Genomic DNA, 16,153 nt, shown 5'->3' on the forward strand with positions numbered 1-16,153 from the left:
GTGGCCGTTGTATGTCGTCTCACCCGTGCCGCGCCCTGCGCGGTGCGGGTCAGCTCTTGAAGGCGTCCTTGATTTTCTCGCCGGCCTGCTTGACGTTCGCGCTGGTCTGGTCGCCGCGGCCCTCGGCTTCGAGCCGCTCGTCGTCGGTCGTCCGGCCGGCGCCTTCCTTCAGCTTGCCGGCGGCCTCTTCGGAGGCATTGCCGATCTTGTCGTCGATACCCATGGAGCCTCCCCACGTCGATACTGGCGCTACACGGATTTCACTACCCCCGGCATCGAACCTGAACCACCGACCACCAGGTCAGTTGCTGAGGCCGGGCGCGGCGGCGCCGGCGGGTGCGGGCTGCCGGTCGATGTCGGGTTCGAGGTAGATCGCCGTGGCGGTGGGCAGCACCCGGCGGATCCGGGCCTCGGCATCGTCGATGGTGGCGGCGACGTCGGCTCCCCGGTCGGCGGTGCCGATGGCGATCTTCGCCGCGACCAGGAGCTCGTCCGGGCCGAGGTGCAGGGTGCGCAGGTGGATGACGCGGTCGACGCCGGGGGTGGAGACCAGCTCGGTGTGGATCGCGGTGACCTCTTCGGGCAGGGCGGCCTCGCCGATGAGCAGGCTCTTGGTCTCGACGGCGAGGATGACGGCGATGACCACCAGCAGGACGCCGATGCACAAGGTGGCGATGCCGTCGAACAGGGCGTTGCCGGTGAGCACGCTCAGTCCGACGCCGGACAGGGCGAAGAGCAGGCCGAGCAGCGCGCCGGCGTCCTCGAGGAGGATCACCGGCAGTTCCGGGCTGCGGGCGTGACGGATGAAGGACACCCAGCCCCGCTTGCCACGAACCTTGTTCGCCTCCTTTACCGCGGTCCGCAGGGCGTAGCCCTCCAGGGCGATCGCGATCAGCAGGACGGCCACGGCGATGAGCGGTGAGGTCAGCTCGTGCGGGTCGCTGATCTTGTGGTAGCCCTCGTAGAGCGCATACAGGCCGCCGAGGGTGAACAGGATGATCGCGACGATGAACGAGTAGACGTAGCGCTCTCGGGCGTAGCCGAACGGGTGCAGGGCGGTGGGGGCACGGCGGGCGCGCTTGCCGCCGACGAGCAGCAGCGCCTGGTTGGTGGAGTCCGCGACCGAGTGCACGCCTTCGGCGAGCATCGAGGCCGATCCGGTGATGCCTGCGGCGACGAACTTGCTCACCGCGATACCCAGGTTCGCGACCAGCGCCGTCATCACAGCCTTGGTACTGCCCTCAGCCGCCATCGGTCCGTTCTCCCTCGTCACATCGTCGGATGGGGTGATCAGTGTGCCTGTGACGCCGGACCGAACCTCGGAGCGGTGTCTGCCACCGTCACGCCGGACAGCACGCGCCGGCCCGTCCCAGAGGGACAGGCCGGGCACACGCTGGTCGGATCAGTGGATCCGGCGGCGGCCGTAGGCGCCGGCGGCGACCGCGACGCCGATCGCGGCGAAGGCCACCTGAAGGGCCAACTCGATCCAGTCGATGCCGGCGGTGTCGTCCACGCCGAGAGCACCTGCGACGAGGGTGCCGAGGATCGCGGCGACCACACCGATGAGCAGGGTCAGCCAGATCGGGATGTTCTGCTTGCCCGGCACCACCAGGCGGCCGAGAGCGCCGATGACCAGACCGATGATGATCGCGGTGAAGAAGCCGGTAACTTCCACGAGAGCCGTCCCTCCAGAGGTTGTCTGCCGGGTCACTGTGCCCCTGCAGTGTCGCCGGCGAAACCTTCCCGATGGCATGCCTGTACTTCTTCACACACCTGTCATGCAATCGAGCACCGACCGTCAAACGACGTCAGCGGCCAAAGCAATGCGAGGTCGGCTGGACCGTCCCGCGACCAGGTTCACCGGGTCGGTAACGGGGGTAACGGGGGCTGCCATGCCTGATCTGACCCCTCAGTGGCCGCTGGCGTGGAGTATCCCGGTATTCGTCACCGCCGGGTTGCTGACCGTGGTGGGCAGCATCCGGATGGCCGGCCTCGGTGACACCCTGGCCGACCGGACCGGTTGGGGCGAGGCGGTGTTCGGGGCGGTGTTCTTCGGGCTCGCCACCTCTCTGTCCGGCATCGTGATGACCGCGGTCACCGCGGCGAGCGATCAGCCGCAGCTGGCCTACAGCAATGCCGTGGGTGGGATCGCGGCGCAGACCGCGGCGGTGGCCGTGGCCGACATGTTCTACCGGCGGGTCAATCTCGAGCACGCGTCGGCGTCGCTGTCGAACATTCTGTTCGGCTGCGTGCTGATCGCCCTGCTCGCCTTGGCGTTGCTGGCCACCTACACCCCGGACGTCACCGTGGCCGAGGTGCACCCGGTCTCCCTGGTGATGATCGGTTGCTACCTCGGCGGGATCCGGATGGTCCGCGTCGCGGACGCCCGCCCCATGTGGGACGCCGTGGACACCCGGGAAACCCGCCGCGACACTCCGCAGTCGCACGGATCACTCGACCGCGTGTCGACCCGGGGCCTGTGGGGGCGCTTCCTCGCCGTCGGGCTGAGCGTCGGGGTGGGCGGCTGGGCCATCGGCGCCGCCGCGGAGGGGATCGTAGAGGCGACCGGGCTCAAGGCAGGCTTCGTCGGCGGGGTGCTCATGGGGATGGTCAACGCCCTGCCGGAAACCGTCACCGCCATCGCGGCGGTCCGCCGCGGCGCCATCACCCTCGCCATCGCCGCGATCATCGGCGGGAACTGTCTCGACGCGCTCAACCTCGTCGTCGGAGACGCCGCGTTCCGGGGAGGCTCCCTGTTCCACGCCGCGCAGACCGACGAGCTCTTCGTCACCGCCGCAGGCCTGTTCATGACCGCCGTCGTCCTCGCCGGCATGCTGGTCCGCCAACCCCGCGGCTGGGGCCGAGTGGGTTTCGAGGGTGTCCTGCTGCTGGGCAGCTACCTCGCCATCGTCGCGGTCCTGGCCACCTGAAACCACGACAGCCGCCAAGACCGGCCCCGCCGCCACGCAGACGTCGATTCAGCCCGAGCTGGGCATCCTCGCCGCCGATGAGAACCGCGGATTCGAGGCGATGTCGCCGGCGGTGGCCGCGCCTGGACGGCAGCCGATGCTGTGGCGGCGTGGTGCCGGAAGCCCGGCACCACGCCGCGCGGGAGCTACTTGGCGCCGGCGAGGGCGACCAGGGCGTTGGCGGTGCGGAAGTACGGGTTGCGGCCGAGGTCGCCGACGGTGGTGATGTTGAAGGCGTCCTTGAGCAGCTTGGCGTCGCCGTCGCTGACCCCGGCGAGGGCGGACACCGGGGCGTCGACGATCTCGGTGAGGGTCTTGTCCTGGTAGGCCTTGTCGACCAGCTTGGTGAGGTCGGCGGTGACGGGCATGCACACTCCTTCGAAATCCCGATCGGATGATCCGACCGGTTACGGACAAACCTACCGAATTAGATCATGGAGGGGGTGTCCTGATCCACTGTGGACGAGCGGTGGTTCACGCCTCTTCGTCGCCGCCCTCGTCATCGCCGAAGGAGTCGAAGACCTCGTCGGCGACCATGCCGCCGGCGAAGCCGAGCGCGGCGCCGCCGACCACACCCGCGGCGACGGCACCCATGCCGGGGCCACCGTGCCGCTCGTGGTGGTGCTCCTCCTTGTGGTGGCCGCCTGGGTGCCCGTATGCGGCGTGTCCGTATCCCGGGGCGCCGTACGCGGGCTGACCGTAGCCGGGCGGCGGAGGCGGGGGCGGGTAGCCCGGCGTGCCGTAGCCCGGGGCGGGCGTGGCGTAGCCGTGGCCGGCGTGCAGGCTCTGGTAGCCGTCGAGGGCCTGGCGGACCCAGCCGTCGACCTGCGCGGCCCAGTCCACGCGGTCGGCGTCGGCGTGGGCGACGTGGTAGCGGCCGAACGAGTCGTGCCCGCCGCTGAACAGGCCGCCGCGCTTGTCGAACTCCAGCACGACATCGACGCCGTGCTCGTTCGCGACGAAGGTCAGCTCGACCTCGTTTACAGCGTGGGCGTACTGCGGGGCGGCGTAGTACTCGATCTCCTGGTAGAACGGCAGGCTCTGGTGCAGCCCCGAGATGTGCCCGCGCTCCAGGTCCGCGCCCTTGAACTGGAAGCCCAGCCGGCCGAACGCCTCCAGGATGCGCTCCTGCACCGGAAGCGAGTGCACGAACACCGGGTCGAGGTCGCCCTTGTCGACCGCGCCGCGGATCGCCACCTCGGTGCGCAGACCCATCGTCATGCCGTGCAGATGCTGCCCGTACAGGTCGGTCACCGGGGTCTCCCACGGCATCGCCACCTGCAACGGCAACGACAGCTGCTGGCCCTCACGCAGGTGCAGGCCACCCGCGACCTGAACGCGGTGGAACTCCACGAGCGCGTCGTACTCCTCCTCCGCGCCCTCCATCTCCACCCGGGTGACCAGGCCGACGGTGATGTGGTCGATCTCCACGTCGTGGCTGCCACCGGTGAGGTTCACCTGCCCGCTCAGCACCAGCCCGGGGCGGGTGTTCGGATTGGACAGGACGGTATCGACGCTGGGGCCGCCCACCCCGAACGCGCCCAGCATCTTCTTGAACACCACGAACCTCTCCCTCGACGACCACCGAACGCGCAACAACCGCGGATCCGGTGGAACTTCCACCCGGAACCCTTGTGTCGCAACGAGATCAACGACGTCCATAATGGAAGCCGTCGCGTCGGGAAACTACCAACACCACCTGAGAGGTAGCTGAGTGCATCCGCACCGCTACTCTCGGGTAACGGTGCGTGGGTGTCGGGCCTGACCTCTGCGCGTGATGTGCGGCCGCTACCCCCACATCACGCGCGTGTCAGTCGTCGGCCGGCCCCGTCAGGAGGTTGTCTCGTCCTCGCCGGCTTCGTGCCCGTCGCCACGCACCGGTGTGGTGCGCAGGCGTACCCGGGTGATGGCGCGGCCCGTCACCTCCGCCACCTCGGCGGTCAGGCCCGGCAGTTCGATCACCTCACCCGGCGTCTTCGGGATGTGGCCGAGGTGGGCCAGAAGCAAGCCCGCCACGGTCGTGTAGTCACCGGCCTCGAGGACGTCCTCGTCGAGGTCGATGCCCACGTCCGGCAGGTCGTGCAGCGGGAAGCCACCCGGCATCAGCAGCGACCCGTCCGCCTCCCGCACGACGGCCTGCACGTCCCGGTCGGTCTCGTCGTAGATCTCCCCGACGATCTCCTCGACCAGGTCCTCCATCGTCACGATGCCGTCGATGGAGCCCCGCTCGTCCACGACGAGGGCGAACTGCTGCCGCTGTGCGCGCATCTCCCGGATCGCCTCGGTCACCTTCAGCGTCTCCGGTAGATACAGCGCAGGGCTGGCGTGCTCGGCGACCGGGCCTTCCTGGTCGAGCAGGTCCCGCATGTGCACCACGCCGACGGTGTCGTCCAGGCCGCCGCGACCCACGACCGGGGCGCGGGTCTGCCCCGACTTGCCCAGCTCGCGCAGCGCCTGCGGCGCGGTCAGCGTCGCGGACAGGGTGATGACCTCGCGGCGCGGGACGAGGATCTCCCGCAGGATCCGCTCGGCCACCTCGAACGCCCCCGAAATGATCATCCGGTGTTCCGGGGTGAGGTTGCGCTGCGCGGCGACCATGTCCCGCAGTTCCTCGGTGGTGACCTCCTCCCGCCGGGCGCGGGGGTCGCCGCCGGTCAGCCGTACGACCGCGTCGCTGGCCTTGCTCAGCAGCCACACCGCCGGCCGGGAGAACGCCGACAACGCGTCCAGAGGGCGGGCGACCAGCAGCGCCCAGCCCTCCGCGCGCTGCATCGCGATCCGCTTCGGCGCCAACTCACCCAGCACCAGGGTGACGAAGGTCAGCACGATGGTGACCAGCACGATCGACACCGGCTCCGCCGCCGACCCCAGGAACCCTAGCGGCCCCACCAGCGGCGCCGCGAGGGACACCGCCGCGGCGGCCGAGGCGAGGAACCCGGCCAGGGTGATGCCGATCTGAATCGTGGCCAGGAACCGGTTCGGGTCCCGCGCCAGCCTCGCCAGCACCCGCCCCGCCCGGGAGGTCCGCTCCAGGCGCTGCAGCTGACTCTCCCGCAGCGACACCAACGCCATCTCGCTGCCCGCGAACACCGCGTTCACCAACACGAACACGAGCGTGACCTGCACGCCATAGCCGCCCACAGCCTGTTCGACGCCTCCTTGAACCGGACCTTCCGCAACACCAACCGTAGCCGCCCCGGGGCCACCGAGATCGGGGCATCTCCGCCGCAAAACGGGGAATCCGCCGCCGGTGCCGGAGGTTCTCACCGCTCTGCCCTGGCCGTTGGGATGGAGCGTCGCCGTTTTTCTGATCGCGGGTGCGCTCACCGTGCTCGGGAGCATCCGGCTGGTCACCCTCGGTGACACCCTCGCCGACCGTACGGGCTGGGGTGAGGCGTTCTTCGGCGCGGTCTTCTTCGGCCTGGCCACCTCTCTGTCCGGCATTGTGATGACCGCCGTCACCGCTGCCACCGACCAGCCACAGCTCGGCTACAGCAACGCCGTCGGCGGCATCGCCGCCCAGACGACTGCGGTCGCGGTCGCGGACGCCTTCCAGCGTCGGGTGAACCTCGAACACGCCGCCGCGTCCCTGTCGAACGTGCTCTTCGGCACCCTGCTCATCGCCCTGCTTGCCATCGCGCTGCTCGGCAGCTTCACCCCGGACGCGACTCTCGCCGGTCTACATCCCGCCTCCTTCGTCATGATCGGCAGCTACCTCGGGGGCCTGCACCTCATCCGCAGAGCCGGGGCCAGCCCGTTGTGGCAGGCCGTTGCCACCACGGAGACGCTTCCCGACGTCCCGCACGCCCATGGAAAGCTCGACCAGCGCAGCTCCGCCTGGCTGTGGACCCGGTTCGCCGGTGTCGGCCTGCTCGTCGCCGTCGGCGGCTGGGCCATCGCCCTCGCCGCCGAGAGCCTCGTCGCCATCACCGGGCTCAGCGCCGGCTTCATCGGCGCGATTCTGATGGGCGCCGTCAACGCCCTGCCCGAAACCGTCACCGCCGTCGCCGCCGTTCGCCGCGGCGCCCCGACGCTGGCCATCGCTGCCGTCCTCGGCGGTAACAGCCTGGACGCGCTCAACCTCGTCGTGGGTGACATCGCCTACCGCGACGGATCGATCTACCACGCCGCCGGAACCGAGGAACTCTTTGTCACTACCAACGCCCTGTTCATGACCGCCGTCCTTGTCGGTGGTCTACTCGTCCGCCAGGCATGCGGATGGGGCCGCCTCGGCTTCGAAGGCGTTCTACTCGTGACCAGCTACGCCGCTATGACCGTCATCCTCGCCCTCTCCCCCGCGTAGCCCACGCCTGCGTGCCCGACACCTCACCGCCGAAGCCCTTACCTGAGAGCGAGGTCGCCAACTGCTTCCGCGGCAAACAGGTACACCGATCGCCGGCGGCTGCCGGTCCCTGTCGACAGCGCCACCCGGGTGGCACGCGTCGGTCATGCTCAGAAACATGATCCGGTTTGTGCTCAACGTGCTGTGGCTCATCTTCGGCGGCGGCATCGTCCTCGCCGCGGGTTACGGCGTCGCCGCGCTGATCTGCTTTCTCCTGGTGGTCACGGTTCCGTTCGGCGTCGCGGCGCTCCGGCTGGCGGTTTACTCTCTGTGGCCGTTCGGCCGCACCGTCGTACCCAAGCCCGACTCCGGGATCGCCTCCGGGCTGGCCAACGTCCTCTGGGTGGTGCTCGCCGGCTGGTGGCTGGCCCTGTCCCACCTCCTCGCCGGCATCGCGCTGTGCCTCACGATCATCGGCATCCCGTTCGGGATCGCAAACTTTAAGCTCGTCCCCGCCGCGTTCTGGCCCCTCGGCCGCGAGGTCATCGACACCCCATAACGGATCCGACCACCTCGTACAGTGCCAGCGCCCGCCGTCCCCAGCAGGACCACTTGTTCCGGACGGGCACAGAGCGGGATGCCTGTGGCGCGTACCTGCTTGCTGAGGCTGTTGGCCAGGCGCTGGGCCAGCTCGACGGCTCCCATCGGCAACGACCTGGCGGACATGGTGCGGTGCACGCGTCCCGCTGGCGTTACCTCGACGGCGGGCAGCTCGCTGCCGGTGTCAGGGCCCGCGCAGAGGTAGCAGCTCGCGGTCGACGACGTACCGGCGCATGCCGGTCGCGCTGAGCCCTCGAGCGGCCTCATCGGCGAGGGCGGGCAGTTGCTAGCCACGCCGCGCCCTTGGCCGCGACTCCTGCAACGCCGTCCGCCCCCGCACGTCGACCTCCGGGGCGCTCCGGTCGACCCGCACGGTCACGGTGCGCCGAGCAAGGCTTCGACCTCCGGCCGACGATCGACCAGCTCCGACGGGTGAGGTGGCCGGGCCCCTCGATGCGCCGGCCGACCTGTGTCACGCCGGTGGGCTGCACAGCAGCCGTGCTGTCTTCCCCGTACTCTGGCCACCACCGGGCGGTGCACTCTCCGATCCGACGCATCCGCCCGCAAGGAAGGGACATCACATGACGGCGGTACCGGGCCAGCGGCCTGCGGCTCCGCGCCCTGCTGTCGGGCAGGCGGCGGAGGAGGATCTGCGGGCGTTGTTCGGGCAGTCCGTCGCCGTTTTCGCGTCGCTTGCAGGGCCGGCCCATGTGGTGGAGACGGCGAACCCGGCGTTCTTCGCCACAATCGGCGAGGAACGGGCGCGTACCGGGATCGCGATCGCTGAGTTGATGCCGGAGCTGGCCAGTCAAGGCTTCATCTCTCTGCTGGACCAGGTGTATCGCACAGGCGAGCCCTACACCGGCCGCGATGCTCGAGTCGTGCTGGGCGTCGGCCCGCACGCGCGGGAGGCGTTCTTCGACTTCACCTACGAGCCGCGGCGGGACGCCGACGGCACGGTGACCGGCATCTGGGTCATCGGGGTGGAGACCACCCAGGTCAAGCACGCCCAACGACTGATGGCCGAACATGGCTCTCTGCTGCAGCAGATCGCCCGTCAGGCGCCCCTGACCGACGTGCTCGACGGAATGGCCCGCTGCATCGAGAACCTCGCCCCGGACGAGGTGCTCGTCTCCGTCCTGCTCGCCGATCCCGACGGCCGGCACCTGCGCCACGGTGCCGCCCCGAGCCTGCCCGACTTCTACAACCAGGCCATCGACGGCATCGCCACCGGCGAAGGCGTCGGCTCCTGCGGCACCGCCGCCCACCGGCGGGAACCGGTCATCGTCACCGACATCGCCACCGACCCGTTCTGGGATGCCTTCCGGGACCTGGCCGAGCGGGCAGAGCTGGCGGCCTGCTGGTCGACACCGATCCTGGCCCGCGACGGCAGCCTGCTGGGCACCTTCGCCATGTACCACCGCACCCCGCGTGTCCCGCGGGACACCGACCTCGCTCTCGCCCGGGTCTTCACCGGCGCCGCGGCACTGGCCATCGAACGCCACCACATCGAACAGGCGAAGGCGGCCGCCGACGTACGCGCCAAGGCCGCCCATGAAGAGCTGGCCAGGGCGGTACGCGCAGAGCGTGAGCTGCGCGCCGAGGCCGAACAGCGCGCCGCGGCAGCCGCGGACCTGGCCGAGCGGATGCGAGCCGCCGCAACCGCGCATGCCGCCACACCGCGACCCGAGCAGTGCCAGCTCGGCGATGCCCAAGGATGCGACGCGCCCGCCGAGATCAAGGTCGCCGACTCGTGGGGCGACTCCGCGTGGGGCTGCCCCGCTCACGTCGAGGAAGCCATCCTCAACGTACGGTCGGTGTTCATCGCCAATGAAGAGCTCGGGGGCCTGGCCGCCTATCTCCGTCGGTAGCAAGGCGGATCGCGGGCCGTCGTCAGCGCTCGGTGTGGCGTAGTCGGGCCGCGTCGTGGTGGGTCTCCTTCGCCGCGTGGGGCTCGGAGTCCCGTCATAGGGATGGCTCGTCGAGCCACCGGAGTCGATGGCTGACATCTCGCGATGTGTCCCTGAGTCGGGACACCGCCTGGGCCCTGATGGCGTTCGTCACGAGCCGGCCCGTCGACCCCACTGCCGGCGGACCGTCATCTGCCCCAGCACCTGATCTTTACTGCGCGAAGGCGAGAGCTGATCCGACAGGGCAACGGCGCGGCCGGTCGCGCCGCGCATGCCGCTCAGATCGCCTTGCGAACCTAGTCTGAGGGCCTCCATCACGGCCGACATCGCCTGCGCCTCGGCGAGCACCGCATTCTCCGGCCGTTGGTGGTCGAGCTCCTCCGCCAACCCTGTTGTCAGGTGGACGGCCGCCCGGTGGCCCCGGAGGTCGCCCACGCCCGAGGCTCTGGTCGTCAGCGCGAAGGAGATCAGCATCCGCAGCCGGGGCCCGTGGGACTTGGTGAATGCGTCGTCCCGTTCAGCCCGGAGCAGCGCCTCCATGCCTCCCTTCGCGCCACGATCCGCTGCGACGACCGTGGCGTACTGTTCGAGCATCCCCTCTGCCGTGTCCAGCGCCCGGCGAAGCCCGGCGGTGGTTGGTCACCGATCGATCGCCCTAGAGTGAGCAGCTGCCGCATCCTCGGCACGTCGAGCTCGTCCTTTGCCTCTCCAAAACGGGCGTATTCGCCATAGAGCAGGACGATGGCGAGAATGCGCGGCGGTCGGCCGCGGCTGACGCCAGGCCGTCCAGTGCGCGCCCGGCCTCGTCCAGCGCTCCATGCAGTTGGTCGAGACTGATCGGGACCTTGGCGCTGTCCTGGTCAACGTCGCGTTGCAGCATCTCGTTCGCGATGACCACACGCAGCGTGTGCGCCGCAAGGACATCGTCTGCCGTTTCGGCGGCGGCAAGGGCGTGGTCCAGGCACCGGGCGGCGGCGTCCGGGCTGCCCGGCACGCGAGCGAGCTGCCAGTGCAGCAGGTGTGTCTCGGCGAGCTGTCGCCACACCGGCCCTGGCTGCTTGATTGACGGGATGGCTTGGTTCAAGCGACTGACGGCCTCAGGCAGCCCACTCGCGTCGCCGGTGCGGACCGCTCCGCTGTGCAGCAACTCAGCGATCTTGACTTGTACGGTCGGGTCGGGCTCGTCCCGGTGGACCGTGCGCCAGGCCGCGATCGACCGGGCGAGGTCGTCCGGATCGTTGTCGAGATCCCACAGGGTCTCGTAGGCGGTGGCTTCGGTGTGATGCAGACGGAGCCAGGCTGCCGTCCCAGATGCGCCTGCGCCGACGGCGCGACCCACGACGGACACGGCCCGCTTCACGCTCGTCCGGTCATCCCTCAGGCTGGCCGCATCGAGGTAGGCCGCAGCGAGGTCGGCGGACGCGATGGCGTAGTCCGGGGTGGTCTCGGGTGGCAGTTGCGCGAGGGCGTCGGCGAGCGTCTCGATGCCGCAATCCAGGTCATGCTCCCGCCCCCCCGCCGTGGTCGTACCGCGCCAGCAGTGCCATCCCGAAAAGCATCTGGGCGTAGGTCGCGAGATCAGGGGACGCGGGTGACACCATTACGGCCTGGACCGCCTTCACGACCTCGTCCGCGTTCAGGGCGGCGGCCTCAGGGGCGCGTCCGTCCTTCAGGCACCGCCACAGGAACCGGTCCCAGATGGCCTCGATCAGTTCCACTGCGACGACGTCACGCTGAGGATCGTCCGCCGGCCATCCCTGGTACGCGACGGCCAGGTGGGCCACGGCCGCGTCGTGATCGGCCGCGGCCGCATCGAGCCGCGTCCGTTCCACCTGGGCCGCGCCGAGCCCCCAGTACCAACGCACCGCCTGTTCGTGGTTCGGGGCGGTGATGATTGCGCGGTCGAACGCCGCGACGGCAGCCGCGAGGAGCGCCTCGTCCGGGTCGAGGTCGTAGCGTTCCAGGTAAGCCTGCCCGAGCATCCCGGTCAGCTCTGCGACATCGGCTCCGGGCGGCGGCTCCGTCGTGAGGGCAATCAGGTGGGCGATCCACTCGTCGAGCGGCACGGCGCTCACGCCGGTTCCCGTATCGGCTCGGCCAGACTGTGGCCGGTCGGCACGCCCGTGACCACCGGCACCGCTACGGTGCCCCAGTCGCACGCGGCACCCTCGATCGCTCCCGCATCCCGGTGCTCGGCGGCGAGGCCCAACCGCCCAAGGAGGCCGGTCACCGCAAGCGGTGCCCGTGCCGGTCCCGACGACGCCTCCGCCACGGCGGGCAGCTCAAAGGGAAGCGAGTTGAATTCTTCCTCCGCGGCGAGCAGTACAAGCCAGTCGCGGGTGGTGGCGCCCCGTGCCAGGGGGCTGCCGGCGGGTAGCCGCAGCTCGACCGGGCGCCCGTACAGCGCCGCACCGACATGCCCGGGCGCGACGTGGTCCCCGGGAAAGAGCGTTGCATGGGCACGGTGCCGTTCGGTGATGTCGAGCAGGACGAAGAAGAGCCGCCGGCCGCTATCGTTACGCAGTCGGACGAAGACGGTCGGCGGCACCCACTGCCCTTGCTCCCGGCGGTAGCGTAGGTGCACTGCGCCGTCCCCGCCCGGGCGCAGCGGTGGACGGTCCGCAGGCACACTCACTTCGCCTGGCCGGGCTTCGACGAGTTCCACCGAGACCGCGCCGGCCAGGGCGGAGACGGGGTTCACTAGGGCCTTGACCTGCTGTACCCGGGCCAGGTGCTCGAGTACCGCCGCGACCTGCCGCCCGCCGTCACCACTTAGGATGGTCAGGTCGTCACAGAGCGGAGCGCCATCCCCGCCGCAGATGCGCACCCGCCCCGGCTCGTAGGCGCTCACCAGCAACTCCGGCGTCCATTCCTCGTCTCGACCGAGCACCCGTACATGCGGTGAGGGCCCGCCAGCTGGCCCCGCGGACGCCAGCGCCGCCAGCACCAGATCCCCCGTCGGTGGGTGTTCCACGTCGATCGCGACGGTGATTGCCGGGCTCTGGCACACATTTTGTGAGTCGCGCTCGTCGGTAGTTCGGGTTGGGTGCCCAGGTGGAGATCATCTCGGCGTTGCTGCCGCATCTGGTAGGCCTGCGGTTGGAAGCGGTGGTGGTCCGGGGCGTCGGGGTCAGGATCGACGCGGCGACACAGACGGTGCGGGCGCCGTGCGGCGTCTGCGGCACTTGGTCGACCATGGTGCATGGTCGCTATGTGCGGCGGCTGGCCGATGTCAGGTTGGGTGGCCACGAGGTGTTGGTCGCGTTGACAGTCCGCCGATTCGCCTGCCTGAACGCCGGATGTGGGCGGCGGACGTTCGTCGAGCAGGTGCCAGGATTGACCCGCGGGCATGCCCGCCACACAGTCCTCGCGACAGGTGACCTGCAAGCCGTCGCGGTGGCGTTGGGCGGTCGACCGGGTAGCCGGTTGGCGCATCGGTTGGCGGTGTCGGTGTCGCGAATGACGTTGATCCGGATGATCCGGCGGATGCCCGACCCGTCGCCAGCGACGCCGACGGTGCTGGGCGTGGACGACTTCGCCCGCCGTCGCGGCCACCGATACGCGACCGTGCTGCTCGACATGCACACCCGCCGACCGATCGACGTCCTGCCCGACCGCACCGCCGACACCCTCGCCGCGTGGCTGCGCCAGCATCCTGGCGTTCAGATCATTTGCCGTGATCGTGGTGGCAGCTACGCCGACGGCGCCCGCAAGGGAGCACCTGAGGCGATTCAGGTCGCCGACCGGTGGCACCTGCTCAAGAACCTCAGCGACACCGTCGAGAAGGTCATTCGCGGGCACCGCCGATGCCTCCGCACCCACACCGACCCCACCCTGGCCGCGCCGGCCGACGAGCCGGTCAGGACGGGACGTCGGGCGGCGAACACCCGCCAACGCCACGCGGCCGTGCACGTCCTACGGGCCGAAGGACTGTCGATCAGCGCAGCCGCCCGCCGCCTCGGCATGAACGTCAGAACTGCCCGCAAGTACGCCCACGCCGCCACCGCCGACGCTTTGATCGGCCCGAACGCCAGCAGCCGCCCCAGCGTCCTCGCCCCGTTCCACTCCTACCTACGGCAACGCCTCACCGACGGCGTCCATCAGACCGCTGACCTGCACGGCGAGATCCTGGCCCGCGGCTACCAAGGGAGCTTGCGGGTGCTGCGGGACTGGCTCGCCACGAACCGCACCCGACCCACCCCTGCGACCGTGGTCCGGGTGCCGTCGGCCCGGCGGATCACACCGCCTGGATCATGCGCCCCGGCCACAAACTCGCCGACGACGACCGCGCTGGTCTCGCCGACGCCCGCAGTCGCTGCCCGGACCTCGATGCCGTCGCCGACCTCGCCCGCGGGTTCGCCGCGCTGGTCCGCCACCAGGGCACCGGGCAGCACCTCGACGCCTGGATCGACCGCGCCCGCCACGCTGCACACCCCGAAATCCGCGGCTTCGCCGCCGGCCTCGCCAGCGACCGCGACGCCGTCGTCGCCGGCCTCACCCAGCCCTGGAGTTCAGGCCCGGTCGAGGGCCAGGTCAACCGCATCAAGACGATCAAGCGACAGATGTATGGCCGCGCGAACCTCGACCTCTTACGCAAACGCATCCTGACCAACCCGTGAGCCGCCACCGAGATCAATCACAGAATGTGTGCCAGAGCCAGTTTTCAGGCGGAGCCGACAAGCGGCAGAGCAGATGTGACGACAGGCAAAGCCGTGACAGTCACCTTGACTCACCGATGAGGTCAATGAGGAACCTCTAAAGACGCTACCCGCGCCGACGGCTCCACGGCATTCGGCTGTCCAGAAAGCCTGCACGACGATGTCGGTCGCCTAACTCGTACCCGCGACGACGACAATCCGGTCAACGGGTGATGCACTCGTCGGGGCCTCGGCATGGCAAACAACGCCGAGGAGCCGTTCGGCCGGTGTGAGGGCGTGGGCCGGAAGGCCGGCAGGCGGATGCGGCCGGCGTCGACGTGGTCGCGCACAGCGGGAGCCGAGTGCGCCGCAGGCGGCCAAGCTCTCGTCACCGTCGCGATAGGTGTGGGCCGGGAGGCGAATCTATCATCAGGTCACTTCCGTGCGGTTCCTTCCGGGCGAGGTCGGCGAGGGCGAGCAGGGTGTTGGCGGGGCGTGGTTCGTCTTCTGCTCACCCCACCATCCTGCGGATTATTGGTACACCGCCAGCCTCGCGGTAGCGCCGGCCCTGCACTACGTTCGCGCTGCTCTTGCATGGGAGCTTCTCGGCAACACCCACGTGGGCCCGTCGGCGATGACCAAGAACGATAGTCCCCCAGCGGCAAATGTGATAATCGGTACGGATCGAATCCGGCTGGACCACCCTGGGATCGAACCCCGCGCAGTCGCAAACCCCCTACCGCCTAGGTGTAATGCCTAGGCGCGGAGGTTGGCTCGCTCGCGGCCGAGCAGCCGCCGCAACAGGGGTCTGAGAGTTGCTGGTGGCAGCCGACCGAGCACCGCGACGACCTCACCCGCGAACGCACTCGCATCCTCAATCGCCTGCACGGACTCCTGCGGGACCTGGTCCCCGTGCGGGACGGCGACGGCATCCCCGGACGCGCCTACGTTGATCCACTCACGGTGCTGCTCACTGACGGGGCGGGCGATTCCGTGGTGCTGCGCGACGTCGGCGCCGTCTCGCTCTGGGTCGTGCTGCTGCTCGCGGTCGCTGTTGCCGGAGCCGCTGTCACCGACCCCGCACACCGGGCCTGCCTCGAGCGTCACACCCGGGCCTGGGCGAGGTCGCGGCCGGCGGTGGCTCGAATGGTCCGGGGCCAGGTCCATGCGGCGCGCAGGATGAAGGCCAGGAGCAGCAGCTCGAGTCCGATGGAGAGGCCGTAGAAGTAGAGGTAGGTCCAGGACTCGCCCGCCGCGTTGTACACCGAGACGGGGATGTAGAGCGTTGCCACGACGAGGTTGGTGGCGCGGTTGACGCGGGCGGGGAGTGTCGTGGAGAGCAGGATCATGAGGATCGGGATGGCCATGAGCGTGAGCGCAAGGGCGACGAAGGTGGGGCCGGTGTCGAACTCGTGAACGACGCCGACCAGGATGTCGTCGATGAAGCCGGGCTTGTACAGGGCGAGGTAGTCGACGTAGATGTAGAGGAACATGAAGCTGGCCCAGGCCGCGGCGAGCTTCGCCTGGACCGGGATGTGCGTTTCCTGGAGCGCACCGGCTGGTCTGTCGGTTCTGGTCATCACGTCTCCTGTGTGTTGGCGTCAGCCGGGTCGGCTCACTCGATGTCTTAACCATGACCAGCGTTGGCGGGCGCTACATCCGCTTGCGGGCTCGTGCTGTCCTGGCCGCAGGCACGGGACATCCGCAGTACTTTCGACTGATCCGCCCGAGCGGCGGCCCCCTTACGTTGTCCGG

At 69.7% G+C, this 16,153-nt stretch carries 16 protein-coding genes and 1 pseudogene; 5 read left to right on the forward strand and 12 right to left on the reverse strand.

Annotated elements, in window-relative coordinates; translation table 11 throughout:
- Positions 1–49 precede the first annotated feature (49 nt).
- The 3 genes from ACPFP2_RS25910 to ACPFP2_RS25920 form a co-directional block, all read right to left on the reverse strand.
- The gene (locus ACPFP2_RS25910; protein WP_424092273.1) at positions 50–223 is read right to left on the reverse strand and encodes a CsbD family protein; all 174 of its coding nucleotides are present in this window, start codon (positions 221–223) and stop codon (positions 50–52) included.
- 78 nt (positions 224–301) lie between these two features.
- Complete coding sequence (locus tag ACPFP2_RS25915) at positions 302–1,252, reverse strand: cation diffusion facilitator family transporter (protein WP_424092274.1); 951 nt, start codon at positions 1,250–1,252, stop codon at positions 302–304.
- A 150-nt stretch (positions 1,253–1,402) separates the two neighbouring features.
- A complete protein-coding gene (locus ACPFP2_RS25920) occupies positions 1,403–1,675 on the reverse strand; it encodes a GlsB/YeaQ/YmgE family stress response membrane protein (RefSeq protein WP_424092276.1) in 273 nt (90 codons plus the stop codon).
- A gap of 217 nt (positions 1,676–1,892) precedes the next feature.
- On the opposite strand from ACPFP2_RS25920, the gene ACPFP2_RS25925 reads away from it, so the two are divergent.
- Positions 1,893–2,930, forward strand: a complete 1,038-nt coding sequence (locus ACPFP2_RS25925; protein ID WP_424092339.1) for a sodium:calcium antiporter — start codon at positions 1,893–1,895, stop codon at positions 2,928–2,930.
- Between the two features lie 185 nt (positions 2,931–3,115).
- Here the strand turns inward: ACPFP2_RS25925 and ACPFP2_RS25930 are convergent, their stop codons facing one another.
- From ACPFP2_RS25930 to ACPFP2_RS25940, 3 genes are all read right to left on the reverse strand, one after another.
- Positions 3,116–3,337, reverse strand: coding sequence for a hypothetical protein (locus ACPFP2_RS25930; RefSeq protein ID WP_424092277.1), 222 nt, complete (start codon positions 3,335–3,337; stop codon positions 3,116–3,118).
- A gap of 106 nt (positions 3,338–3,443) precedes the next feature.
- Complete coding sequence (locus ACPFP2_RS25935) at positions 3,444–4,532, reverse strand: sporulation protein (RefSeq protein ID WP_424092279.1); 1,089 nt, start codon at positions 4,530–4,532, stop codon at positions 3,444–3,446.
- 267 nt (positions 4,533–4,799) lie between these two features.
- Positions 4,800–6,110, reverse strand: coding sequence for a hemolysin family protein (locus ACPFP2_RS25940; protein WP_424092281.1), 1,311 nt, complete (start codon positions 6,108–6,110; stop codon positions 4,800–4,802).
- 109 nt (positions 6,111–6,219) lie between these two features.
- Between ACPFP2_RS25940 and ACPFP2_RS25945 the strand changes: the two genes are divergently transcribed.
- The 3 genes from ACPFP2_RS25945 (at position 6,220) to ACPFP2_RS25955 (ending at position 9,722) form a co-directional block, all read left to right on the forward strand.
- A complete protein-coding gene (locus ACPFP2_RS25945) occupies positions 6,220–7,272 on the forward strand; it encodes a sodium:calcium antiporter (RefSeq protein ID WP_424092283.1) in 1,053 nt (350 codons plus the stop codon).
- 157 nt (positions 7,273–7,429) lie between these two features.
- Positions 7,430–7,810 carry a YccF domain-containing protein gene (locus ACPFP2_RS25950; RefSeq protein ID WP_088977229.1) on the forward strand — a complete coding sequence of 127 codons (381 nt, stop codon included), beginning with the start codon at positions 7,430–7,432 and terminating at the stop codon, positions 7,808–7,810.
- A gap of 622 nt (positions 7,811–8,432) precedes the next feature.
- A complete protein-coding gene (locus tag ACPFP2_RS25955; protein ID WP_424092285.1) occupies positions 8,433–9,722 on the forward strand; it encodes a GAF domain-containing protein in 1,290 nt (429 codons plus the stop codon).
- Positions 9,723–9,911: 189 nt separating this feature from the next.
- Here ACPFP2_RS25955 and ACPFP2_RS25960 read toward each other — a convergent pair whose 3' ends face one another.
- The 4 genes from ACPFP2_RS25960 to ACPFP2_RS25975 all read right to left on the reverse strand — a co-directional run bounded on the left by ACPFP2_RS25960 (position 9,912) and on the right by ACPFP2_RS25975 (position 12,612).
- Entirely contained in the window at positions 9,912–10,355 is a 444-nt protein-coding gene (locus ACPFP2_RS25960) for a hypothetical protein (RefSeq protein ID WP_424092287.1), read from the reverse strand.
- Between the two features lie 61 nt (positions 10,356–10,416).
- Positions 10,417–11,109 (reverse strand): hypothetical protein, encoded by a 693-nt coding sequence (locus tag ACPFP2_RS25965; protein ID WP_424092288.1) that lies wholly within the window; start codon positions 11,107–11,109, stop codon positions 10,417–10,419.
- 151 nt (positions 11,110–11,260) lie between these two features.
- Positions 11,261–11,836: a hypothetical protein gene (locus tag ACPFP2_RS25970; RefSeq protein ID WP_424092290.1), complete on the reverse strand. Its 576-nt coding sequence runs from the start codon at positions 11,834–11,836 to the stop codon at positions 11,261–11,263.
- Positions 11,833–12,612 (reverse strand): hypothetical protein, encoded by a 780-nt coding sequence (locus tag ACPFP2_RS25975; protein ID WP_424092292.1) that lies wholly within the window; start codon positions 12,610–12,612, stop codon positions 11,833–11,835. The genes ACPFP2_RS25970 and ACPFP2_RS25975 overlap by 4 nt, the downstream gene beginning before the upstream one ends.
- A 203-nt stretch (positions 12,613–12,815) precedes the next feature.
- On the opposite strand from ACPFP2_RS25975, the pseudogene ACPFP2_RS25980 reads away from it, so the two are divergent.
- Positions 12,816–14,380 (forward strand): annotated as a pseudogene (locus tag ACPFP2_RS25980) (ISL3 family transposase).
- Positions 14,381–15,154: 774 nt separating this feature from the next.
- Here ACPFP2_RS25980 and ACPFP2_RS25985 read toward each other — a convergent pair.
- Both ACPFP2_RS25985 and ACPFP2_RS25990 read right to left on the reverse strand, forming a co-directional pair.
- Positions 15,155–15,505: a hypothetical protein gene (locus ACPFP2_RS25985; RefSeq protein WP_424092293.1), complete on the reverse strand. Its 351-nt coding sequence runs from the start codon at positions 15,503–15,505 to the stop codon at positions 15,155–15,157.
- A complete protein-coding gene (locus ACPFP2_RS25990) occupies positions 15,502–15,978 on the reverse strand; it encodes a DUF6326 family protein (protein ID WP_424092295.1) in 477 nt (158 codons plus the stop codon). The genes ACPFP2_RS25985 and ACPFP2_RS25990 overlap by 4 nt, the downstream gene beginning before the upstream one ends.
- Between the last annotated feature and the right edge of the window lie 175 nt (positions 15,979–16,153).

Source organism: Micromonospora citrea (assembly GCF_049629545.1).
Classification (GTDB): domain Bacteria; phylum Actinomycetota; class Actinomycetes; order Mycobacteriales; family Micromonosporaceae; genus Micromonospora; species Micromonospora citrea_A.